We start from the raw sequence: 21,033 nt of genomic DNA, 5'->3' as shown, positions 1-21,033 counted from the left end.
GGTCCACTTGCGCGGCCTTCACAGCTCGTCGCCGCCGTTCCCATCCGTTCGTCGAGAGCCCTCCATGCGCATAGCCCGACTCTTCGTTCTCTGTTTTTCCCTGCTAGGCTTGCCCGTCTTCGCGGCAACGGTCCCCAATCTCTACCAGGTCCACGAGCCGGTTTCGTCGCAGCAGCCCGGGGAGCGCGATGCCGGACTGGTGCGAGCCCTGCAGACCCTGCTGGTGCGCCTGACCGGCAATCCGCAGGCGCCGCAGAACCCGGCATTGGCGGGGTACCTGAAGGATCCGCAGCAACTGATCAGCCAGTACGCCTTCGAAAATGGTCCGCCGCTGGCGCTGGTGGTCGATTTCGATCCGACCGCCACCGGTAATGCGCTGCGGGCCGCCGGCCTGCCGAGCTGGGGCGCCAACCGGCCGGCGGTGCTGGCCTGGTGGCTGAACGAAAGCGCCGATGGCAGCTCCCTGGTCGGTGACAACCAGGCCTCGGCCGAACCGCTCAAGCGTGCGGCGCAGAACCGCGGCTTGCCGTTGCGCCTGCCTCTGGCGGATCTCGACGAACAGATCGTCGGTACCCCGGAAAACCTCACCGCCGCCCAACCCGATGCCCTGCGCGCAGCCTCCGAGCGTTATGCCGCCGATGCCTTGCTGGCAGTGGACGCCAAGGAGGCGGACGGCAAATGGCAGGCGCAATGGCGGCTGTGGATGGGCGATTCGCGAGAGCAAGGCCAGGCTGAAGGCGCTACGCCCGACGCGTTGGCAGACAGCGTGATGCTGGCCGTCGGCAACCGCCTGTCCACTCGTTTCGTTGCCACGCCGGAAGCGGCGACCGGCCTGACCCTCCAGGTCCAGGGCGCGACACTGGCACGCTATGCCGAGTTGCAACGCCTGCTCGATCCGTTCGGCGCGCGTCTGGTAGGCGTGCGGGGCGATCGCCTCGACTATTCCGTGAAGGCCAGTCCCGAGCAATTGCGTGCCCAACTGGGCCTGGCGCAGTTGCAGGAAATCCCGGCCGACAGCGTACCGCTGGATGCCTCCGGCCAGCCCGCAGCGCCCAGCGCGGCGGTGCCGTCGTCGACCCAACTGAATTTCCGCTGGCAGTGAGTCGGCGCGCCGATCCGCTTCTATGCAACGGAGCGGGCCGGCGCGCGACCGGCCGATGCTCTGGGCAAGGAGCCTCGGCTATCGGCAAACCTTTGATTTTGCTTGCCTAGTTGCTCATTGTGCGGCCTTGCCGAGGCGTATAAACTTTGCAGCCTTTACGGTGACTCCTGCGGCGTTTTCGGATTGTCCGCCCAGCCTGGCATGAAACCTATTCAGCTTCCCCTCAGTGTGCGTCTGCGCGACGACGCCACCTTCGCCAACTACTATCCCGGTGCCAATGCCGCGGCACTGGGATATGTCGAGCGTTTGTGCGAAGCCGAGGCTGGCTGGGCGGAAAGCCTCATCTACCTCTGGGGACACGACGGCGTCGGCCGCAGCCACCTGTTGCAGGCGGCCTGCTTGCGTTTCGAGCAGTTCGAAGAGCGAACCATCTACCTGCCGATGGCCGATCTGGTGCAGTACGGCCCGGAAATCTTCGACGATCTCGAGCAGTGCGAGCTGGTCTGCATCGACGACCTGGATGTGCTGGTTGGCAAGCGAGAATGGGAAGAGGGGCTGTTCCACCTGTTCAATCGACTGCGTGATACCGGTCGGCGCCTGCTGCTGGCGGCATCGAAGTCGCCCCGGGAGCTGCAGGTCAAGCTGCCGGACCTGAAGTCCCGCCTCACCATGGCGCTGATCTTCCAGTTGCACGGTCTTTCCGACGAGGACAAGCTTCGTGCCCTGCAACTGCGGGCATCCCGTCGTGGCCTGCATCTGACCGATGAAGTCGGTCGTTTCATCCTCAACCGCGGTTCGCGCAGCATGAACTCTCTGTTCGATCTGCTGGAGCAACTGGATCGCGCTTCGCTCCAGGCTCAGCGCAAGCTGACCATTCCTTTCCTCAAGGAAACCCTCGGCTGGTAAGCGTCGACAGTCCGTCGGCGAACTCCCGCATGGCCGTGCCGCAGTCCTTGGGTTTCGCTTGCGGCAGGAAGTGACCGCCTTCTATCCGTCTCTCCATCCATGCGCCGGCAATACTGGAGCGCTGTCCGCAGGCTTCCCGGCGGTCGGCAGGGCAGGAGGGGGCTCCTGCCTTACCATCAGCGTTCCCCGGCGACCCTTCGGTCGTACTGGAATCGCCAGCGCGTATAGAGCAGCGCGGCGCAGAACAAGGTCACGCTGAGTAGCACTTCGGCCCAGCCGAACAGGCGCTGCGTGGGATCGAAGGCGGCGAGTACGCCGAGGATGAAATACAGGTTGACCACGTAGCAGGCCCAGGCATGCCCGCGCGCGCTGCCCATGAGCAGTCCGGGGGCCACCACCAGCAGCGGCAGCAGCTTGAAGGCGAGGACCAGCCAGGGCACCCAGCTCGCCGCACCATGGGCGTCCGCGTAGATCAGGTCGCGAATGAGGATGAGCAGGACCAGGCCGACGAAGCTTCCCAGGCTGATGGCGCGGCTGAGCGCCAGGCGCGGCTGCAGCCACGCTACTTCGGGCAGCGGTTTGTTCTTGCGGGCCATTTCAACTCCCCAGCTTGCCGGCGGTTTCCGCCAGGCGTTTGCCCAGCGCGCGACACAGGGTCAGTTCGTGCTCATCGAGGCTGCGCTTGCCATCGGCGCCGGCGAAGTGGCTGGCGCCGTAAGGCGTGCCGCCGCCGCGGGTTTCCAGCAGGGCGGGTTCGCTGTAGGGAATGCCCAGGACCAGCATGCCGTGGTGCAGCAATGGCAACAGCATCGATAACTGAGTGGTCTCCTGGCCGCCGTGCAGGCTGGCGGTGGAGGTGAAGACCGCTGCCGGCTTGCCGACCAGGCTGCCGGTCAGCCACAGGCTGCTGGTACCGTCGAGGAAGTATTTCAGCGGGGAAGCCATGTTGCCGAAGCGGGTCGGGCTGCCGAGGGCCAGGCCCGCGCAGTTCTTCAGGTCCTCCAGGGTTGCGTACAGCGCCCCCTCCGCGGGGATGTCGGGGGCGACCGCTTCGCATTCGGTGGATACCGCGGGAACCGTGCGTACACGCGCCTCGAAGCCGCCCTGTTCGACGCCACGGGCGATCTGCCGGGCCATTTCCGCGGTAGCGCCATGGCGACTGTAGTACAGCACCAGGATGTAGGGACTGCTCAAGCGAGGATCTCCAGGACTCTTTCCGGAGGCCGGCCAACCACCGCCTTGTCACCCGCGACCAGCACCGGGCGCTCGATCAGCTTCGGATGCCTGGCCATTGCCTCGATGATGGCCTCTTCGCCAAGACTGGGCTCATCCAGGCCGAGGGCCTTGTATTCGTCCTCCCCGGTCCGCAGCAACTGGCGGGCGGGAATGCCGAGCTTGGCCAGGATCGCTTTCAGCTCGGCGGCGCTCGGCGGGGTTTCCAGATAGCGCACCACCTGCGGTTGCAGGCCGCGGGCTTCGAGCAGTTCGAGCGCTGCGCGGGATTTCGAGCAGCGCGGATTGTGCAACAGGATCAGTTCGCTCATGTCAGGGGTCGCATGGCCGGTGAAGTGACGGCTATTCTAACCGCCTCGTCGACCAGGACTGAACCCGTCGGCGCGAAGTACCGCCCCGAGAGGCGAAGAACCGGCGCGACTTCAAGGAGAGGGCATGCGCGAACATTTCAACGATGGGGTCGAGTTCGCTCGCTTCCTCGCTCATCGCTTCGTCACCGACAAGGCTCCCAACAGCGCGGCGGCGCTGACCTACACCACGTTGTTCGCGGTAGTGCCGATGATGACGGTGATGTTTTCCATGCTTTCGCTGATTCCGGCATTCCATGGCATGGGCGAGTCGATCCAGACTTTCATCTTTCGCAATTTCGTGCCTTCCGCTGGAGAAGCGGTGGAAACCTACCTGAAGAGTTTCACCACCCAGGCCCGGCACCTGACCTGGGTCGGGGTGGTCTTTCTGGCAGTCACCGCCTTCACCATGCTGGTGACCATCGAGAAAGCCTTCAACGAGATCTGGCGGGTTCGCCAGCCACGCCGCGGTGTCGGGCGGTTCCTCCTCTACTGGGCGATCCTCAGCCTGGGCCCATTGTTGCTGGGGGCCGGCTTCGCCGTGACCACCTACATCACTTCGCTGTCGCTGCTCCATGGCCCGGACGCGTTGCCGGGCGCGGAGACGCTGCTGGGGCTGATGCCGCTGGCGTTCAGCGTGGCGGCCTTCACCCTGCTCTATTCGGCGGTCCCGAACGCCCGGGTCCCGGTGCGCCATGCCCTGATGGGCGGCGTGTTCACCGCGGTACTGTTCGAAGCCGCGAAAACCCTGTTCGGGCTGTACGTAAGCCTGTTTCCCGGCTACCAGTTGATCTACGGTGCCTTCGCCACCGTGCCTATCTTCCTGCTGTGGATCTATCTTTCCTGGATGATCGTTCTGTTCGGCGCGGTGCTGGTCTGCAATCTCTCTTCTTCCCGTCTCTGGCGGCGGCGCTCGCTGCCCAAGCTGATCGTCCTGCTCGGCGTGCTGAGGGTGTTCCTCCAGCGCCAGCAGCTTGGACAGTCGCTGCGCCTGACCCACTTGCATCGTGCGGGTTGGCTGTTGCCCGAGGATGAGTGGGAGGAACTGCTGGACTTTCTCGAGAAGGAGCAGTTCGTCTGTCGCGCCGGCGGAGGCGAGTGGGTGCTGTGCCGGGATCTTGGCGCCTACAGTCTGCATCGCTTGCTGAATCGCTGCCCCTGGCCCATGCCTAGCCGAGAGCGCATGCCTGCGAGTCTGGACGAGGCGTGGTATCCGCCGTTCCAGCAGGCCATGGAGCGCTTGCAGGTGGAGCAGGAGGCGCTGTTCGGAGAAAGCCTGGCCCACTGGCTGGCGGACGGAACCTCGGGAGCGAAGGTGACGTAAAGTGTCAGTTTGCGGCGAACGATGTGCATGAGGCGCTGCATGCTGCCGGAGGAACCCCAGCAAGCGCAGGGAAAGCGCTGTTGGCACGCTTCTGGCAAACCCTCGTGTGACAGTCGTTTCACTCCGTAGTTCCGCCGAGGTTCCCGTTCATGCTCCCAATGTCGAACAAGGTCGTCCATTTGCATCACAAGGATGAGCAGGCAGCGCTTGAGCGTTTGAACCGGATTACCGGGCTGCAGTTCAGCAGTTGGCCGGAGTCGCTGGTGCCGGCGCGCAGCGTCAGCGAACCGTCGCCTGAGAAAGCGCGGGACGAACCCCTGCTCGATCAGGTGCGCCAGGGCTGAGCGATCCGGCTCAAGCTTCGGACACCTGCTGGGACCTGTTTTCCTGCTCCACCGCTTGTACGAAGAACTCCTCCACGACCAGTCGGGAAAAGGCCGTCGCCGACTTCAGGCGTACCTGCATGTTTTCCACTTTCTGCCGTACGGGCAGGCGGGCAATGCCGGAAAGCAGGATGCGTTGCTGGCGGTCGATTCGTCCGTGATCCACCGCCACTTCGCGCTGGCGCCCGCCATCCAGATAGCTGACCACCAGTGACACCAGCAGGTCGCAGGCATCCGGAAGATGTAGCCAGGCGGCAATGTTGTAGTCCGCGACCAGGCCCTCGTGGGCTGTCAGGGTCGGGCGTGCGGCATCCACCAGGTGTGCGGGGACGCTTCCGATCAGATGGTCTTTCATAAGCAGCAGTGTGTCCGTTTAAAAGGGCTTCGGACTCGTCGCTCTCGACTTCTCCCCAAGTCGATCCTGCCGATGCCTGGGCATACGGCCGGTTGAGTCGTCGTGTCGTGTGTGGCACGCGGATTATAGGGGTGGTCCTTTGCGTCAAACTGTGCGGTTCGACGGCGATCGTCGTGACTCTTCTCGCACTTTGTGCCTTGTAGGAAGTATCGGGGCTTCTTCTTCCCATATTCGTCTCCACTCGGTTTTGCAGAGGTGGATGGCTTCCAGTAAGGTCTCGCCATAGTGCCGCGCCGGGTTGCCCTGGTCCGGCCGAAGTTTTCCTGACTCGAGAGGTTCCTGACATGGGGAGTTGGCTACGCCCGCTGGGCGCTGCTGCGGTGTTGTTTCTCGCGGGCTGTTCGGCGGATTACGGAGTCGACCAGGACGGGCGTCCTGTCGCTGCGGAGCAGTTGGACGGGCATTGGCTGGTGGTCAATTACTGGGCTGACTGGTGCGCGCCCTGCCGGACCGAGATTCCGGAGATGAATCGCCTTGCGCAGGTGCTGGAAGGGCAGGGCGGGCGCGTCATTGGCGTGAATTTCGATGGCCTGCGCGATGCCGAGTTGAAGAAGTCGGCCGATGGCATGGGGATTCGCTTCACCGTGCTGGCCGATGATCCGGCGCCTCGCTTCAAGCTCCCTCGCAGCGAAGCGTTGCCCGTCACCTATATCGTCGATGCTCGGGGGGAAATGCGTCAGCGTCTGCTGGGCGAGCAGACGGCCGATGGCATATTGAAACAGCTCGAGGCTTTGCGGGAGGGACGCTGATGGCGAGGATCTGCTTGCATGCCTATGTCGGCGGCCGGGTACAGGGCGTCGGTTTCCGTCAGGCGACCCGGGAAGAGGCTGATCGCCTCGAACTCGACGGTTGGGTGCGAAACCTGGATGACGGGCGTGTCGAAGTCGTCTGGGAGGGTGAGGAGGACCGGGCGAAAGCCCTGGAGCGATGGCTGGGGCGGGGCCCGCGGCACGCGGAGGTCTCTGCGGTCGAGGTCGAGCAAATGCCGCTGCAGGGGATCGCTGGCTTCGTCGTCCGTCGCTGACGAGGCGAGTTCGCCGTCAGGGCGTCTCGCCAGGGTCCGCGGCCAGGCGACCGGCATCCCGGAGCAGGGCATGCATGAACTGCTGCTGCAGTTCGGGGTCGTTGCGCGTGAGCTCGATCAGGCTCTGTTCCAGTTCGCTGGCTTCTTCTTCCAGGCCCAGCTCCGCGAGGCGTTTCACCCGATGGACCCAGTGGTGGACGTCATCGCCTTCCAGGTCGTCATAGATCAGGGCGTGAGCTTCCAGGAGCTTGCCGCGCAGGCTGCGGCTGACGCGGAGGCTGGCATCGGCGCGGGTACCATCCTGTGGGTCGCTCACCGAAAGGTGTATCTGCGAGATGCGGCTGATGTCCTGTTCGGCGAAGGGGCTGTCGAGCAGGTTGAGGCGCAGCACGCCATGACGGTCGGTAAGCAGTTCGTTGAGTTCCTTGCCGGAACTGACCAGGACCGGACGCTCCGCCCAGGGCAGGCTGGAGTATTCCAGGCGCTTGTCGCGCTGTTTCTCGTCGATGCTCGCGAGATTCTGTTCGGCGCGACCGTTGGATTCCACGTTCATGAACGGATTCACCCCGGCCAGTCCGTAGTTGATCCAGCCGTGGGTGATGTTGTCCGGTACGCTGCCGAAGGTCACCACGTTGACGATGTTCGCTCCGACGCCGGCCACCAGCGCCACCGCGCCCAACGGGATCTCGTAGATCTCCCGCCAGGCCTGGTACGGCGTATAGCGGTCGTAACGGCGCGTCACCTCGAACTCGGTGACCTCGAAGGACTTCTGGTCGTTGATCCGGACCCGGCGCTGCGGCAGTTCGAGCACATCGGGCTGGCCGACATCGACTTGCAGGGTGTGTTCGAGCAGCTTCCGCTCGACGCGCTCCTCATGCTCGCTACGCTGCGGCAACTGGTTGGCGCAGCCGCTCAGCAGAAGGCCGCCGCACAGGGCGGCGGCGAATAGGCGCAGGGGTCTTCCGGTGGGCATCGTTACGCTCAGCGGCTGAGTTTTTCGGTGATGAACGACATCAGTTCGCCGATCGGCAGGTTCTGCGACTCGCTGTCGCGGCGGCCCTTGTATTCCAGGACGCCTTCGCTGAGGCCGCGGTCGCTGATCACGATGCGGTGGGGAATGCCGATCAGCTCCATGTCGGCGAACTTCACCCCGGGGCTGGTCTTCTTGTCGCGATCGTCCAGCAGCACTTCGAAACCGGCTGCGGTCAGCTCGGCATAGAGCTTGTCGGTCGCCTGCTTGACGCTCTCGGTTTCGTACTTCAGCGGTACCAGGGCGATCTGGAACGGCGCCAATGCGCTTGGCCAGAGAATGCCGCGCTCGTCATGGTTCTGCTCGATGGCGGCGGCGACCACGCGGGATACGCCGATGCCGTAGCAGCCCATGATCAGGTTGACCGGCTTGCCCTGTTCGCTCAGGACGCTCAGCTTCATCGCTTCGCTGTACTTGGTGCCAAGCTGGAAGATATGACCGACCTCGATGCCGCGCTTGATCACCAGGGTGCCCTTGCCGTCCGGGCTGGGGTCGCCTTCGACGACATTGCGCAGGTCGGCGACCTCGGGCAGCGGCAGGTCGCGCTCCCAGTTCACGCCGAAGTAGTGCTTGTCCTCGATGTTGGCGCCAGCGGCGAAATCGCTCATCAGGGCGACGGAGCGGTCGACGATGCAGGCGATCGGCAGGTTGACCGGGCCCAGCGAGCCGGGGCCGGCACCGATGGCGGCACGGATCTCGGCCTCCGAAGCGAATACCAGCGGGCTGGCGACCAGCGGCTGGTTGGCGGCCTTGATTTCGTTGAGCTCGTGATCACCGCGGACGATCAGGGCGACCAGGGTGCCTTCTTCGGCGCCATGCACCACCAGGGTCTTGATGGTTTTCTCGATCGGTAGCTGGAAGCCGTCCACCAGGGCCGCGATGGTCTTGGTGTTGGGCGTGTCGACCAGGCGCATGTCCTCGGTGGCGCTGCCGCGGGCGCTCTCGCGCGGCACGGCTTCGGCCTTCTCGATGTTCGCGGCGTAGTCGGAGCTGTCGCTGAAGACGATATCGTCCTCGCCGGAGTTGGCCAGCACGTGGAACTCATGGGAGCCGCTGCCGCCGATGGAGCCGTTGTCGGCTTGCACGGGACGGAAATCCAGGCCGAGGCGGGAGAAGATCTTGCTGTACGCCTGGTACATCCCGTCGTAGGTCTGCTGCAGCGAGTCCTGGCTCAGGTGGAAGGAATAGGCGTCCTTCATGATGAATTCGCGTCCGCGCATCAGGCCGAAGCGCGGGCGGATCTCATCGCGGAACTTGGTCTGGATCTGATAGAAGTTGATCGGCAGTTGCTTGTAGCTGTTCAGCTCGTTGCGCGCGAGGTCGGTGATCACTTCTTCGTGGGTCGGGCCTACGCAGAATTCGCGCTCGTGGCGGTCCTTCAGGCGCAGCAGCTCAGGGCCGTATTGCTCCCAGCGCCCCGACTCCTGCCACAGCTCGGCCGGCTGCACCGCCGGCATCAGCACTTCCAGGGCGCCGGCAGCGTTCATTTCCTCGCGGACGATGGTCTCGACCTTGCGCAGTACCCGCAGGCCCATTGGCAGCCAGGTGTAGAGACCCGAGGCCAGGCGACGGATCATGCCGGCGCGAAGCAGCAGTTGATGGCTGATTACCACCGCGTCGGCGGGGGTTTCTTTGAGCGTGGAAAGCAGATACTGACTGGTACGCATCTTTGGCCGTTATGTCGGTTGTATCGGGAGGAATGGCTGGGCATTGTACGGTGCCGGTCTGGCTGCGTACAGGGCGCCGGCCATCGATGATGAGGAGTCAGCAGGCAATGAACGCGGCGCAGGTACAGGCGTTGATCCGCATGGGGCTACCCATGGCCGAGGACATCGATTTTCGTGTCGAGCGTCTCGACGAACGACATGCGCTGGCGCGCATACCTTTTCACGGCAAGCTGGTGCGTCCCGGTGGAACGCTGTCCGGCCCGACCATCATGGCGCTGGCCGACGCGGCGATGTACGCGGTCATTCTCGGGCGTCTCGGGGCGGTCGAGATGGCCGTGACCTCGAACCTGAACATCAACTTCCTCAGCAAGCCCAGGCCCGAGGACCTGTTGGCCGAGGCGAGCATCCTCAAGCTGGGGCGGCGCCAGGTCGTCTGCGAGGTCGGGGTGTTTTCGCAGAGTAATGAGGAAGACCTGGTGGCCCATGTCACCGGTACCTACGCCCTTCCTTTATAGGCGCGTTGCCGCCAAGAAGAAAAAACCCGGCGATGCCGGGTTTTTTCGTTGCCTGTCGGTCGATTACAGGATCGACAGCGGATAGTCGACGATCAGGCGGAACTCGTTCTGGTCGCCTTCGCCCTGGTCGGCGTTGGCACGGTGCCAGGCCTGGCGGATGCGGAACGACAGGTCCTTGGCCGGACCGGACTGGACCACGTACTTGGCTTCGAGGTTGGTTTCGTGGTGCTTGCCATCCTCGCCGTAGCCGTAGTTCTTATAGCCGACGTTGTTGTCAGACATCTTGGTGCCATCGATGTCCTTGCCATTGATATAGCGGACCATGAAAGTCAGGCCGGGAACGCCATAGGAGGCTAGGTTCAGGTCGTAGCGAGCCTGCCAGGATTTCTCGCCAGGGCCGTTGAAGTCGGAGTACTGGACAGAGTTGGCGAGGAAAATCGAGTCGCCACCTGCGCCAGAGCCGTTGCGGCCGAAGCCGATATAATCAAACGGCTGATCGCCATGGACCTTCTGGTAGGCCAAGGTGAAAGTGTGCGCATCCAGAGTGTAGGCTGCCGCCAGGGACCAAGTGGTGTTGCTGATGTCGCCGGCCTTGGCCTTGCCTTCATCGTTTGTGCGGTAGATGTTGAAATCGAAGCCCAGCGATTGGTCGGATGCCAGTGGGATGGTGTAGTTGCTGTTCAGGTAATACTGGCGATAGATGTCTTCGAGTTCGGCGCCGTACAGGGAGGCGCTGAGGTTATCGGTGATTGCGTAGCGGCCCCCAATGAAATCGGCGCTCTTGGCGGTCTCGCCTGCGTAGGTGGCATAGAGTTCGCCACGCGATTTGACGGTGGTCGGCTCCTTGCCCTCGGTGAAGTGGCCTGCCTCGAGGTCGAGCCCTTCGAATTCGCTGCTCTGCAGCTGGAAGCCGGTCGCGGTCTGCGGGAACAGGCGGCTGCCGCCAGCGGCGAAGACCGGGGCGGTCGGTTGCATCTCGCCCCACTTCAGCATGGTCTTGGAGATGCGCACCTTCACGGCGCCGCCGGCGCGGCTGTAGTCATCGCGCGGCTTGCCGTCGTTCATCACCGGCAGGTTGCCGGTGCCGGTCTTGTCGGAGGTGCCGTCGAGCTTCAGGCCCAGGTAGCCGAAGGCATCGACGCCGAAGCCCACAGTGCCTTGGGTGAAGCCGGATTCATAGGTGGTGAGGAAGCCTTGGGTCCAGTCGACGCGGTCCCCGCTGCCGCTCTTGCCGTCACGGTTGAAATAGTAGTTGCGGAGCAGCAGGTCGAGGCTGCTGTCTTCGATGAACCCCTTCGCTTCGGCCTGATCGCTGACGAATGCGTCGGCCACGGCGAACTGAGTGCTACCTGCGGAAACCGCCAGTGCAATGGCGCTCCACTTCATCACTTTCATTGTGATTGCTCCTTTGGTTTTGAAATTATCTCTGCCATCACAGTGCCGCAGTGACGGCTAGTTCTTCTTGTCGGCGCTAACTTATAGCACGCAGTGTTTCTTGGCGATAGTTGAGGTTCCGAAGCGACGGATTCTTTACCGTGCTGTCGCAAAATTGCATGACGCATGTCGCATCTGCGTAGGTGCGCAGTTGAAAAAATGACGTATGTCGCGGGGTTGGTCACTCTTGTTGAGGTCGCTTCTCAAGTCGCTTTTCCCGATTGGCGGGGCCTTGTAATAAAAATGTCATGTTCCGTACGGCCCCTCTTACTGTGATGAAAGAGGTATAAGCAAACTCCGTGCACAAATTGGAAAATGGCTTCGCCTATGTATTCCAGTTGGTCTCTTCGAGAGCGAGGCTATTCTGTTTGAAAGCAAACGAATTATGCTTTGAAACCTGATTGTAATCCGTCTGCTTCAAGGGTTGGTTGCCATCGAGTTGTCTGTGGCGAATGCGTTTGTATCCACGGCATGTCTTATGTTCGGCGTCGCGCTGTATTCATTTGGCCGGCATCTTATGGGGCGTTCGGCTGGAGAGGCGCGCCAAGCTGGGGCGGGCGGATGTGTGGGCTTGCTTTGGCCGGGCGGCGAAGTATCCTGCGCGGCAGTTACGGCGGGGCCCTTCCCGGAGGGAGGGGCTAAGCTGTCCATGAACGACGGTCGAACAGGAGAGGTCAGTATGTTCGCTTTGGATCCCCGGCTGGAGCAGGACACCCTGTTGCTCGGCGACTTTCCCCTCAGCCGCCTGCTGCTGATGAACGATGCCCGCTATCCGTGGTTCATCCTGGTGCCGAGGCGGGAGGATGTCACCGAGCTGTTCCAGCTCGATGTCGATGACCGGCAGGCGCTGTGGCGCGAGGCCACGCTGCTGGCAGAGGTCCTCAAGGACACCTTCCGTGCGGACAAGATGAATGTCGCTAACCTGGGCAATGTGGTCAGCCAGCTTCACATGCACGTGATCGTCCGGCGACGTGGTGACGACGCCTGGCCCGGCCCTGTCTGGGGGCGCCATCCGGCTCGGCCTTATTCTTCCGAGCAGGTCGAGGCGATCCGCGGCAAGTTGCGGATGGTGCTGACCGACGGCTTCCGTTTTGCCGGGGAGGCCTAGATGGAGCTGGACGCGCGCATGGATGACCTGGAATGCCGCCAGGCTTTCCAGGATGACACTTTGCAGGCTCTCAACGATGTGGTGGTCGAGCAGCAGCGCAGCATCGAGCGACTGCAGCTTCAGGTCGCGGCATTGATCAAGCGTCTGGAAGACGTCCAGGGGCTGGTGGGCGAGGCGGGGGAAGACGAAGCGCCTCCTCCCCATTATTGAATGCACAAAAAACCCGCCGTTCGGCGGGTTTTCTGTTTTTCGCGGCGGTCAGCGGCGGGAGGCGATCACGTCTTCCGCCTGCAGGCCCTTGTCCCGTTGTACCACCGAGAACTCCACGCGCTGGCCTTCGATGAGGATGCGGTGGCCTTCGCCGCGAATCGCTCGGAAGTGGACGAAGATGTCCTCGCCCGAATCGCGGGAAATGAAGCCGAAACCTTTTGAGGTGTTGAACCACTTCACGGTACCGGTCTCCCGGTTGCCGCTGTCCTGGCTGCCGCCGAGGGCTGCCGGGGCGCTGGCGCTGCGCGAGACCGGCTTGCCGGGTTTCAGGCTGCCCGCCAGTTGCAGGGCCGTGGCCAGCACCAGGCTTAGCAGGGGCAGGACGATCGCCGGCTGGTCGGCGATGGTCGGCAGCGGCGCCAGCAGGATCAGTGCCTGCAGGACGACGCCCAGGACCAGCAGGGCGGCTGCGCCGGCCTGCAGCGGGCGGGTTGGATGTGACGATTGCAGTACGGGAGCGAAGAGCAGGTTGATCAGGCCCAGAATGGCCAGGTAGATGGCATCGGGATGTTGCAGGAAGGGTGTGGCTTCGGTTCTTAGGCTGGGAATGAAGGACAGCAATAGGGCGGCGACGCCCGTGACCAGAAGGACGATTTTCAACATGTCAATGAGTTCACCTTGATGGGGTAACGATCAAGTAGCCGGACAGCGCTTCGGTGCATGAAACGAAAGGTGCGGAAGGAAGGCCGGCCTATGCGCGTGACGCACGGCGGCTATTTAACAGGAAAGCAGGAGGCTACTCAAATCAAGCGGTTGGCGCCGGAGGGGGAGGGCGGGACCCTGAGGCGGGCCCCGCTTTCTATCGAGCGATCGACGATCAGCTGGCAAGAAGGCTGCGCAACATCCAGGCGGTCTTTTCATGCACCTGCATACGTTGGGTGAGCAGGTCGGCGGTGGGTTCGTCGCTGACCTTGTCCAGCAGCGGGAAGATGCTGCGGGCGGTGCGCACCACGGCTTCCTGGCCCTGGACCAGTTGCCGGATCATCTCCTCGGCTTCCGGAACGCCTTCCTCCTCCTTGATGGACGACAGGCGGGCGTAGGCGGCGTAGGTGCCGGGCGCCGGGAAGCCCAGGGCCCGGATGCGCTCGGCGATGTCGTCCACGGCAACGGCCAGTTCGGTGTACTGGCCTTCGAACATCAGGTGCAACGTGTTGAACATCGGGCCGGTGACGTTCCAGTGGAAGTTGTGGGTTTTCAGGTAGAGGGTGTAGGTGTCGGCCAGTAGCCGCGACAGGCCCTCGGCAATGGCTGCGCGATCCTGTTCGCCGATTCCGATATTGATTTCCATGGCGTTCTCCTTTCAGTCGGCCTTGTGAATGGGGCACTCCGAAACAGTTGGAGTGAGGCTAACACAGGGTTTTTCCCAGCGCTCTTGGTCTATGTCAAAGGCGGCGATAGGGAGAATCTATTCCGACTGCCCGGTCAAGCGAATGGTTCGCAGGGGGAGGCGAAATGCTTCCGTTCAACGGCCTGGCTTCCCGCGTGACAGGCCGGCGGGGCTGGCTGCAAGCCATGGATTTTTCAGGCTATAATCCCCGCCTTCAATGCGAAGTGGGCCCGGATGCGGGTGCTTCGCCGTTGCCGTTCACCGGGCAGCGCGGGAGATGTCCTTCCGGGGGCGTACCGATGGTTCCGGTGCTCGGTCAGGGCCGGCGAGAGCCCGGCAATGGTCGCCAGGCAGCCGGCGGCTCCACAGAATCCAAGACTTACGAGAAGCGAACCACACCATGATGCGCAGCCACTATTGCGGCCAACTGAACGAGAGCCTGGACGGCCAGGAAGTCACCCTTTGCGGTTGGGTTCACCGCCGCCGCGACCATGGTGGAGTGATCTTCCTCGATGTGCGCGATCGCGAGGGGCTGGCCCAGGTGGTGTTCGATCCGGACCGTGCGGAAACCTTCGCCAAGGCCGACCGGGTGCGCAGCGAGTTCGTGGTGAAGATCACCGGCAAGGTGCGCCTGCGCCCTGAAGGCGCGCGCAACCCGAACATGGCGTCTGGCTCCATCGAGGTACTGGGCTACGAACTGGAAGTGCTGAACCAGGCCGAGACTCCGCCGTTCCCGTTGGATGAATATTCCGATGTGGGCGAGGAAACGCGCCTGCGCTACCGCTTCATCGACCTGCGTCGTCCGGAGATGGCCGCCAAGCTGAAGCTGCGTGCGCGCATCACCAGCAGCATTCGCCGCTACCTGGACGACAACGGCTTCCTCGACGTCGAGACCCCGATCCTCGGCCGGCCGACGCCGGAAGGCGCGCGCGATTACCTGGTGCCGAGCCGTACCTACCCGGGCCACTTCTTCGCCCTGCCGCAGTCGCCACAGCTGTTCAAGCAACTGCTGATGGTCGCCGGCTTCGATCGCTACTACCAGATCGCCAAGTGCTTCCGTGACGAGGACCTGCGTGCCGACCGCCAGCCGGAATTCACCCAGATCGACATCGAGACCAGCTTCCTCGACGAGAGCGACATCATCGGCATCACCGAGAAGATGGTGCGCCAGCTGTTCAAGGAAGTGCTGGATGTCGAGTTCGACGAGTTCCCGCACATGCCGTTCGAAGAGGCCATGCGCCGCTACGGTTCGGACAAGCCCGACCTGCGCATCCCGCTGGAGTTGGTGGACGTCGCCGACCAGTTGAAGGAAGTGGAGTTCAAGGTCTTCTCCGGTCCGGCCAACGATCCGAAGGGGCGTGTCGCCGCCCTGCGTGTACCGGGCGCCGCCTCCATGCCGCGCAGCCAGATCGACGACTACACCAAGTTCGTCGGCATCTATGGTGCCAAGGGCCTGGCCTACATCAAGGTCAACGAGCGCGCCAAGGGCGTGGAAGGCCTGCAGTCGCCGATCGTGAAGTTCATCCCCGAGGCCAACCTGAACGTGATCCTCGATCGCGTTGGCGCGGTCGACGGCGACATCGTGTTCTTTGGCGCCGACAAGGCCAAGATCGTTTGCGATGCCCTGGGCGCGCTGCGTATCAAGGTCGGCCATGACCTCAAGCTGCTCACCCGGGAGTGGGCGCCCATGTGGGTCGTGGACTTCCCGATGTTCGAGGAGAACGACGACGGCTCGCTGTCCGCGCTGCACCACCCGTTCACCTCGCCCAAGTGCACCCCGGCTGAGCTTGAGGCCAATCCGGGCGCGGCACTTTCCCGCGCCTACGACATGGTGCTCAACGGTACCGAGCTGGGTGGCGGTTCCATCCGTATCCATGACAAGTCCATGCAGCAGGCGGTGTTCCGTGTGCTGGGCATCGACGAGGCGGAACAGGAAGAGAAATTCGGCTTCCTGCTCGACGCGCTCAAGTACGGTGCGCCGCCGCATGGCGGCCTGGCCTTCGGCCTGGATCGCCTGGTCATGCTGATGACCGGTGCATCGTCTATCCGCGAAGTGATCGCCTTCCCGAAGACCCAGAGCGCTGGCGACGTCATGACCCAGGCACCGGGTTCCGTGGACGGCAAGGCCCTGCGCGAGCTGCACATTCGCCTGCGCGAGCAGCCGAAGGCCGAGTGATTCGAATCAACCCGCGGAGGCGCCGCTTGCGGCGCCTCCTGCCGAGAGAGCAATACGGAGTGAGTTATGGCTGGTCATTCTAAATGGGCCAACATCAAGCACCGCAAAGAGCGGCAAGATGCCAAGAAAGGCAAGATCTTTACCAAGCTGATCCGTGAGCTGACCGTCGCTGCAAGGCAGGGCGGCGGCGTCCCGGCGGACAACCCGCGTCTGCGCCTGGCCGTGGACAAGGCGCTGACCGCCAACATGACCCGCGATACCATCGATCGTGCCATTGCGCGCGGCGTCGGCTCCAACGATGCCGACAACATGGTCGAGCTTTCCTATGAAGGTTATGCGCCGAGCGGCGTAGCGATCATCGTCGAGGCGATGACCGACAACCGCAACCGTACCGCTGCCGAAGTGCGTCATGCCTTCAGCAAGTGTGGCGGCAACCTGGGCACCGATGGTTCGGTCGCCTACATGTTCGAGCGCAAGGGACAGATCAGCTTCGCTCCCGGCGTGGACGAGGAAGCGCTGATGGACGCGGCCCTGGAGGCTGGCGCCGATGACGTGGTAGTCAACGACGATGGCTCCATCGACGTGTTCACCACCTTCGCCGACTTCATTTCGGTGAACGAGGCGCTGGCCGCCGCCGGATTCAAGGGCGACGAAGCCGAAGTCACCATGATCCCTTCGACCACCGCGACCCTGGACCTGGAAACCGCGCAGAAGGTGCTCAAGCTGATCGACATGCTCGAGGACCTGGACGACGTGCAGAACGTCTATTCCAATGCCGATATCCCGGACGACGTGATGGCGCAGCTCGGCTGAGCCGATCGGAGCGATAACGCGAAGCCGGAAGTGGGGTACGCTTGATGCGTTCGAACCCCGCTTCCGGCTTTTAGTATCCAGCTTATGACTTTGATTCTAGGGATTGACCCGGGCTCGCGCATCACCGGCTTCGGCGTGGTGCGGGAAACGGCGCGCGGTTGCGAATACGTGGCGTCCGGATGTATACGGACCGGTAATGGCCCCTTGCACGAGCGTCTACACGTGGTGTTTCGCAGCGTCCGCGAGGTGATCCGCACCCATGGCCCGACGGCCCTGAGCATCGAGCAGGTGTTCATGGCGCGCAACGCCGATTCGGCCCTGAAGCTGGGGCAGGCGCGGGGGGCGGCCATCGTCGCGGCAATGGAGGAGGGGTTGAGCGTGGCGGAGTACACCGCCTCGCAGGTCAAGCAGGCAGTCGTGGGGACCGGCGGTGCAGACAAGCAGCAGGTGCAGATGATGGTCATGCATCTGTTGAAGCTGACCCAGAAACCGCAGATAGATGCTTCCGACGCCCTGGCCATCGCCCTGTGTCATGCCCATACCCAACAGAGTCTGGTCCCCCATGGCCTGGTGGGCGCACGCCGACGTGGCGGGCGCCTGCGTCTTTGAATAAGGAAAGCTCTTCGTGATCGGACGCTTGCGTGGCACCCTGGCGGAGAAACAGCCGCCACACCTGATCCTCGATGTGAATGGCGTCGGCTATGAAGTGGAAGTGCCGATGACGACCCTCTATCGGTTGCCTTCGGTGGGCGAGCCGGTGACCTTGCATACCCATCTGGTTGTGCGTGAGGATGCGCACTTGCTCTATGGCTTCGCCGAAAAGCGCGAGCGAGAGCTGTTCCGTGAGCTGATCCGGCTCAACGGCGTGGGTCCGAAACTGGCCCTGGCGCTGATGTCGGGCCTGGAAGTGGACGAACTGGTGCGTTGCGTCCAGGCACAGGACACCTCCACCCTGGTGAAGATCCCCGGTGTTGGCAAGAAGACCGCCGAGCGCCTGCTGGTGGAGTTGAAGGACCGCTTCAAGGCTTGGGAAAACATGCCCACGATTGCACCGTTGGTGATGGAACCCCGTGCCAGCGCTACAGTCTCAAGCGCCGAGGCCGATGCAGTCAGCGCGCTGATCGCCCTCGGCTTCAAGCCACAGGAAGCCAGTCGTGCCGTCGCAGCCGTACCGGGAGAGGATTTGTCCAGCGAAGAAATGATCCGCCAGGCCCTGAAGGGCATGGTCTAGGTGGCGCCCGATGATCGAGCCTGATCGCCTCATATCCGCCGTTTCCGGTCGCGAACGCGATGAGCAGCTGGACCGCGCCATTCGCCCGCTGAAGCTGGCCGACTACATCGGCCAGCCCAGCGTGCGCGAGCAGATGGAGCTGTTCATCCATGCCGCGCGCGGCCGCCAGGAGGCGCTCGACCATACGCTGATCTTCGGTCCGCCGGGGCTGGGCAAGACGACCCTGGCGAATATCATCGCCCAGGAAATGGGCGTTTCCATCAAGAGTACTTCCGGGCCGGTGCTCGAGCGTCCCGGCGATCTCGCCGCGTTGCTGACCAACCTGGAGGCCGGCGACGTCCTGTTCGTCGACGAGATCCACCGTCTTTCGCCCATCGTCGAAGAAGTGCTGTATCCGGCCATGGAAGATTTCCAGCTGGACATCATGATCGGCGAAGGGCCCGCGGCCCGCTCCATCAAGCTGGACCTGCCGCCGTTCACCCTGGTCGGCGCGACCACCCGTGCCGGCATGCTGACCAATCCACTGCGCGATCGCTTCGGTATCGTCCAGCGCCTGGAGTTCTACAACGTCGAGGACCTGGCGACCATCGTCAGTCGGTCGGCCGGCATTCTCGGCCTGGAGATCGAGCCGCAGGGCGCGGCGGAAATCGCCAAGCGCGCCCGCGGTACGCCGCGAATCGCCAATCGCCTGCTGCGCCGGGTACGCGACTTCGCCGAGGTCCGGGGGCAGGGCGACATTACCCGGGTGATCGCCGACAAGGCATTGAACCTGCTCGATGTGGACGAGCGTGGCTTCGACCACCTCGACCGTCGTCTGTTGCTGACCATGATCGACAAGTTCGATGGCGGGCCTGTAGGAATCGACAACTTGGCTGCGGCGTTGAGCGAGGAGCGGCACACGATCGAAGATGTACTGGAGCCCTATCTGATCCAGCAGGGCTACATCATGCGGACACCGCGGGGGCGCGTGGTAACACGCCATGCGTACCTGCACTTTGGCCTGAATATTCCGAAAAGGTTGGGGCCGGGGGTGACGACGGATCTGTTCACGTCTGAAGATGGTAATTAATTGCATTTGTGGGCGATTGCCGATTGGCAAAGCCGGGACTTGGTTCTAGAGTATGCGCGCGCAACACGGGGGAAAGCCGTTCCAGCAGCGTTTCCGGGTCTATTACGAGGACACGGATGCCGGCGGCATCGTCTATTACGTCAACTATCTCAAGTTCATGGAACGGGCTCGGACCGAGCGGCTGCGAGCTTTGGGGTTCGCCCAATCGCAACTGGTCGGCGACAATCTGCTGTTCGTCGTGCACTCCGCCGAGGCGCGTTACCACGCCCCGGCCAAGCTCGATGATGAACTGCTTGTCAGCGCCGAGGTCGAGGAGTTGAACCGGGCGAGCCTGAAGTTTCGTCAACAGGTTCGTCGAGCGTCGGACTCCGTCCTGCTCTGCGAGGGGCGGTTCCTGGTGGCGTGCGTGCGAGCGGACACCCTGAAGCCACGTGCTATCCCCGAAACGTTGCGTGCGGCTTTTGCCGGAAGCCCGGATTCTTTTTCAGCAGGAGATTAAAGTGGAACCGAACGTCGTCGACCATACCTCCATGTGGAGCCTGATCAGCAACGCCAGTATCGTGGTGCAGCTGGTCATGCTGACCCTCGTGGCCGCCTCGGTCACATCCTGGATCATGATTTTCCAGCGCGGCAATGCCATGCGCGCCGCCAAGAAGGCACTGGATGCTTTCGAAGAACGCTTCTGGTCGGGCATCGACCTGTCCAAGCTGTACCGCCAGGCCGGTAGCAATCCGGACCCGGACTCCGGCGTCGAGCAGATCTTCCGTGCCGGCTTCAAGGAGTTTTCCCGTCTGCGCCAGCAGCCCGGCGTCGATCCCGATGCGGTGATGGAGGGCGTGGCGCGCGCCATGCGTGTGGCCATCTCCCGTGAGGAGGAGAAACTCGAAGCCAGCCTGCCATTCCTGGCAACCGTCGGTTCCACCAGCCCGTACGTCGGCCTGTTCGGTACCGTCTGGGGTATCATGAACTCCTTCCGTGGCCTGGCCACCGTGCAGCAGGCAACCCTGGCCACCGTCGCCCCGGGTATCGCCGAAGCGCTGATCGCTACCGCCATCGGCCTGTTCGCCGCGATCCCGGCGGTCATCGCCTACAACCGCTTCTCCGCACGTTCTGAGATGCTGATCGGTCGTTACTACACCTTCGCCGACGAGTTCCAGGCCATCCTGCACCGCAAGGTGCACACCAGCGACGACTAAGACGACTGAGAGGTAAGCCGATATGGCAAGGGTTCGTCACAAGCGCAAGCCGGTCGCGGAAATGAACGTGGTGCCTTACATCGACGTGATGCTGGTACTGCTGGTGATTTTCATGGTGACCGCACCGATGCTTAACCAGGGGGTCAAGGTCGACCTGCCGAAGGTGTCCAGCGAGGCGTTGCCTCAGGACAACAACAAGCAGGTCCTGACCCTTTCGGTGAAGGCCGACGGTTCCTATTACTGGAACGTCGGCAGCGAAGTGGATACTGAAAAACAGACCGATAGTGCCGTGTCGTTGGAACAGATGACCGATGCAGTCACCAAGATCATGAGTGCCCGTCCGGACACCCAGGTATTCATCCGCGGCGACAAGGCGGTGAACTATGGTGCGGTGGTTGGCGCCATGGGTGCCTTGCAGCAGGCCGGTGTGCCCAACGTCGGGTTGATTACCGAGGCCCCCTGA

The 21,033-nt window shown here is 63.0% G+C and carries 26 protein-coding genes; 17 read left to right on the top strand and 9 right to left on the bottom strand.

Annotation, left to right across the window (positions count from 1 at the left end):
• Positions 1-64 precede the first annotated feature (64 nt).
• Together ACI766_RS21470 and hda are read left to right on the top strand one after the other, a co-directional pair.
• Positions 65-1,102, top strand: coding sequence for a DUF2066 domain-containing protein (locus ACI766_RS21470; protein ID WP_003112582.1), 1,038 nt, complete (start codon positions 65-67; stop codon positions 1,100-1,102).
• Positions 1,103-1,303: 201 nt separating this feature from the next.
• Positions 1,304-2,008 carry a DnaA regulatory inactivator Hda gene (gene hda, locus ACI766_RS21465; protein WP_003102398.1) on the top strand — a complete coding sequence of 235 codons (705 nt, stop codon included), beginning with the start codon at positions 1,304-1,306 and terminating at the stop codon, positions 2,006-2,008.
• 176 nt (positions 2,009-2,184) lie between these two features.
• Here the strand turns inward: hda and ACI766_RS21460 are convergent, their stop codons facing one another.
• Genes ACI766_RS21460 through arsC form a run of 3 tightly spaced genes read right to left on the bottom strand, consistent with a single transcriptional unit; the run spans position 2,185 to position 3,552 of the window.
• Positions 2,185-2,604, bottom strand: coding sequence for a DUF2069 domain-containing protein (locus tag ACI766_RS21460; protein WP_003086072.1), 420 nt, complete (start codon positions 2,602-2,604; stop codon positions 2,185-2,187).
• Position 2,605: 1 nt separating this feature from the next.
• Positions 2,606-3,202: an NAD(P)H:quinone oxidoreductase gene (wrbA, locus tag ACI766_RS21455; RefSeq protein WP_003115189.1), complete on the bottom strand. Its 597-nt coding sequence runs from the start codon at positions 3,200-3,202 to the stop codon at positions 2,606-2,608.
• Positions 3,199-3,552, bottom strand: a complete 354-nt coding sequence (arsC, locus tag ACI766_RS21450) for an arsenate reductase (glutaredoxin) (RefSeq protein ID WP_003112580.1) — start codon at positions 3,550-3,552, stop codon at positions 3,199-3,201. The genes wrbA and arsC overlap by 4 nt, the downstream gene beginning before the upstream one ends.
• A gap of 124 nt (positions 3,553-3,676) precedes the next feature.
• Between arsC and ACI766_RS21445 the strand changes: the two genes are divergently transcribed.
• Complete coding sequence (locus ACI766_RS21445) at positions 3,677-4,912, top strand: YihY family inner membrane protein (RefSeq protein WP_003112579.1); 1,236 nt, start codon at positions 3,677-3,679, stop codon at positions 4,910-4,912.
• 158 nt (positions 4,913-5,070) lie between these two features.
• A complete protein-coding gene (locus ACI766_RS21440) occupies positions 5,071-5,256 on the top strand; it encodes a hypothetical protein (protein WP_003112577.1) in 186 nt (61 codons plus the stop codon).
• Between the two features lie 10 nt (positions 5,257-5,266).
• Here ACI766_RS21440 and ACI766_RS21435 read toward each other — a convergent pair whose 3' ends face one another.
• Entirely contained in the window at positions 5,267-5,650 is a 384-nt protein-coding gene (locus tag ACI766_RS21435; protein WP_003109947.1) for a hypothetical protein, read from the bottom strand.
• Between the two features lie 344 nt (positions 5,651-5,994).
• On the opposite strand from ACI766_RS21435, the gene ACI766_RS21430 reads away from it, so the two are divergent.
• A complete protein-coding gene (locus tag ACI766_RS21430) occupies positions 5,995-6,459 on the top strand; it encodes a TlpA disulfide reductase family protein (RefSeq protein WP_003102387.1) in 465 nt (154 codons plus the stop codon).
• A complete protein-coding gene (locus ACI766_RS21425) occupies positions 6,459-6,734 on the top strand; it encodes an acylphosphatase (RefSeq protein ID WP_003102385.1) in 276 nt (91 codons plus the stop codon). The genes ACI766_RS21430 and ACI766_RS21425 overlap by 1 nt, the downstream gene beginning before the upstream one ends.
• Positions 6,735-6,750: 16 nt before the next feature.
• Here ACI766_RS21425 and ACI766_RS21420 read toward each other — a convergent pair whose 3' ends face one another.
• Together ACI766_RS21420 and ACI766_RS21415 are read right to left on the bottom strand one after the other, a co-directional pair.
• Positions 6,751-7,707 carry a hypothetical protein gene (locus ACI766_RS21420; protein ID WP_003102379.1) on the bottom strand — a complete coding sequence of 319 codons (957 nt, stop codon included), beginning with the start codon at positions 7,705-7,707 and terminating at the stop codon, positions 6,751-6,753.
• An 8-nt stretch (positions 7,708-7,715) separates the two neighbouring features.
• Complete coding sequence (locus ACI766_RS21415; RefSeq protein WP_003102377.1) at positions 7,716-9,431, bottom strand: proline--tRNA ligase; 1,716 nt, start codon at positions 9,429-9,431, stop codon at positions 7,716-7,718.
• 107 nt (positions 9,432-9,538) lie between these two features.
• Between ACI766_RS21415 and ACI766_RS21410 the strand changes: the two genes are divergently transcribed.
• On the top strand, positions 9,539-9,946 hold the full coding sequence (locus ACI766_RS21410) for a PaaI family thioesterase (protein WP_003086091.1): 408 nt from the start codon (positions 9,539-9,541) through the stop codon (positions 9,944-9,946).
• Positions 9,947-10,009: 63 nt separating this feature from the next.
• On the opposite strand, the gene oprD is transcribed toward ACI766_RS21410, so the two are convergent.
• Positions 10,010-11,341 (bottom strand): outer membrane porin OprD, encoded by a 1,332-nt coding sequence (gene oprD / locus ACI766_RS21405; protein WP_003112576.1) that lies wholly within the window; start codon positions 11,339-11,341, stop codon positions 10,010-10,012.
• Positions 11,342-12,059: 718 nt separating this feature from the next.
• Here oprD and ACI766_RS21400 point away from each other — a divergent pair.
• The gene (locus tag ACI766_RS21400; protein ID WP_003107742.1) at positions 12,060-12,488 is read left to right on the top strand and encodes an HIT family protein; all 429 of its coding nucleotides are present in this window, start codon (positions 12,060-12,062) and stop codon (positions 12,486-12,488) included.
• The gene (locus ACI766_RS21395) at positions 12,489-12,698 is read left to right on the top strand and encodes a SlyX family protein (protein WP_003086099.1); all 210 of its coding nucleotides are present in this window, start codon (positions 12,489-12,491) and stop codon (positions 12,696-12,698) included.
• A gap of 48 nt (positions 12,699-12,746) precedes the next feature.
• Here the strand turns inward: ACI766_RS21395 and ACI766_RS21390 are convergent, their stop codons facing one another.
• Both ACI766_RS21390 and ACI766_RS21385 read right to left on the bottom strand, forming a co-directional pair.
• On the bottom strand, positions 12,747-13,361 hold the full coding sequence (locus ACI766_RS21390) for a cold-shock protein (RefSeq protein ID WP_003106665.1): 615 nt from the start codon (positions 13,359-13,361) through the stop codon (positions 12,747-12,749).
• Between the two features lie 214 nt (positions 13,362-13,575).
• The gene (locus ACI766_RS21385; RefSeq protein WP_003086103.1) at positions 13,576-14,046 is read right to left on the bottom strand and encodes a Dps family protein; all 471 of its coding nucleotides are present in this window, start codon (positions 14,044-14,046) and stop codon (positions 13,576-13,578) included.
• A gap of 439 nt (positions 14,047-14,485) precedes the next feature.
• Here ACI766_RS21385 and aspS point away from each other — a divergent pair, with 439 nt between their 5' ends.
• From aspS to tolR, 8 genes are all read left to right on the top strand, one after another.
• Positions 14,486-16,261: an aspartate--tRNA ligase gene (gene aspS, locus ACI766_RS21380; protein ID WP_003123218.1), complete on the top strand. Its 1,776-nt coding sequence runs from the start codon at positions 14,486-14,488 to the stop codon at positions 16,259-16,261.
• A gap of 66 nt (positions 16,262-16,327) precedes the next feature.
• Positions 16,328-17,074 (top strand): YebC/PmpR family DNA-binding transcriptional regulator, encoded by a 747-nt coding sequence (locus tag ACI766_RS21375; RefSeq protein ID WP_003086107.1) that lies wholly within the window; start codon positions 16,328-16,330, stop codon positions 17,072-17,074.
• Between the two features lie 84 nt (positions 17,075-17,158).
• The gene (ruvC, locus tag ACI766_RS21370) at positions 17,159-17,683 is read left to right on the top strand and encodes a crossover junction endodeoxyribonuclease RuvC (RefSeq protein ID WP_003112575.1); all 525 of its coding nucleotides are present in this window, start codon (positions 17,159-17,161) and stop codon (positions 17,681-17,683) included.
• A gap of 16 nt (positions 17,684-17,699) precedes the next feature.
• Complete coding sequence (gene ruvA, locus ACI766_RS21365; RefSeq protein ID WP_003086122.1) at positions 17,700-18,305, top strand: Holliday junction branch migration protein RuvA; 606 nt, start codon at positions 17,700-17,702, stop codon at positions 18,303-18,305.
• A gap of 10 nt (positions 18,306-18,315) precedes the next feature.
• Entirely contained in the window at positions 18,316-19,374 is a 1,059-nt protein-coding gene (gene ruvB, locus ACI766_RS21360; protein ID WP_003086123.1) for a Holliday junction branch migration DNA helicase RuvB, read from the top strand.
• A gap of 52 nt (positions 19,375-19,426) precedes the next feature.
• Positions 19,427-19,873 carry a tol-pal system-associated acyl-CoA thioesterase gene (ybgC, locus tag ACI766_RS21355; RefSeq protein WP_003086124.1) on the top strand — a complete coding sequence of 149 codons (447 nt, stop codon included), beginning with the start codon at positions 19,427-19,429 and terminating at the stop codon, positions 19,871-19,873.
• 1 nt (position 19,874) lies between these two features.
• The gene (gene tolQ / locus ACI766_RS21350) at positions 19,875-20,570 is read left to right on the top strand and encodes a protein TolQ (RefSeq protein ID WP_003086125.1); all 696 of its coding nucleotides are present in this window, start codon (positions 19,875-19,877) and stop codon (positions 20,568-20,570) included.
• A gap of 22 nt (positions 20,571-20,592) precedes the next feature.
• On the top strand, positions 20,593-21,033 hold the full coding sequence (gene tolR / locus ACI766_RS21345) for a protein TolR (protein ID WP_003086126.1): 441 nt from the start codon (positions 20,593-20,595) through the stop codon (positions 21,031-21,033).

This window comes from Pseudomonas sp. DL (genome assembly GCF_047199225.1).
GTDB classification, from domain to species: Bacteria; Pseudomonadota; Gammaproteobacteria; order Pseudomonadales; family Pseudomonadaceae; genus Pseudomonas; species Pseudomonas aeruginosa.
Note: the sequence above shows the minus strand (reverse complement) of the source record. Positions and strands in the feature narration are given on the sequence as shown.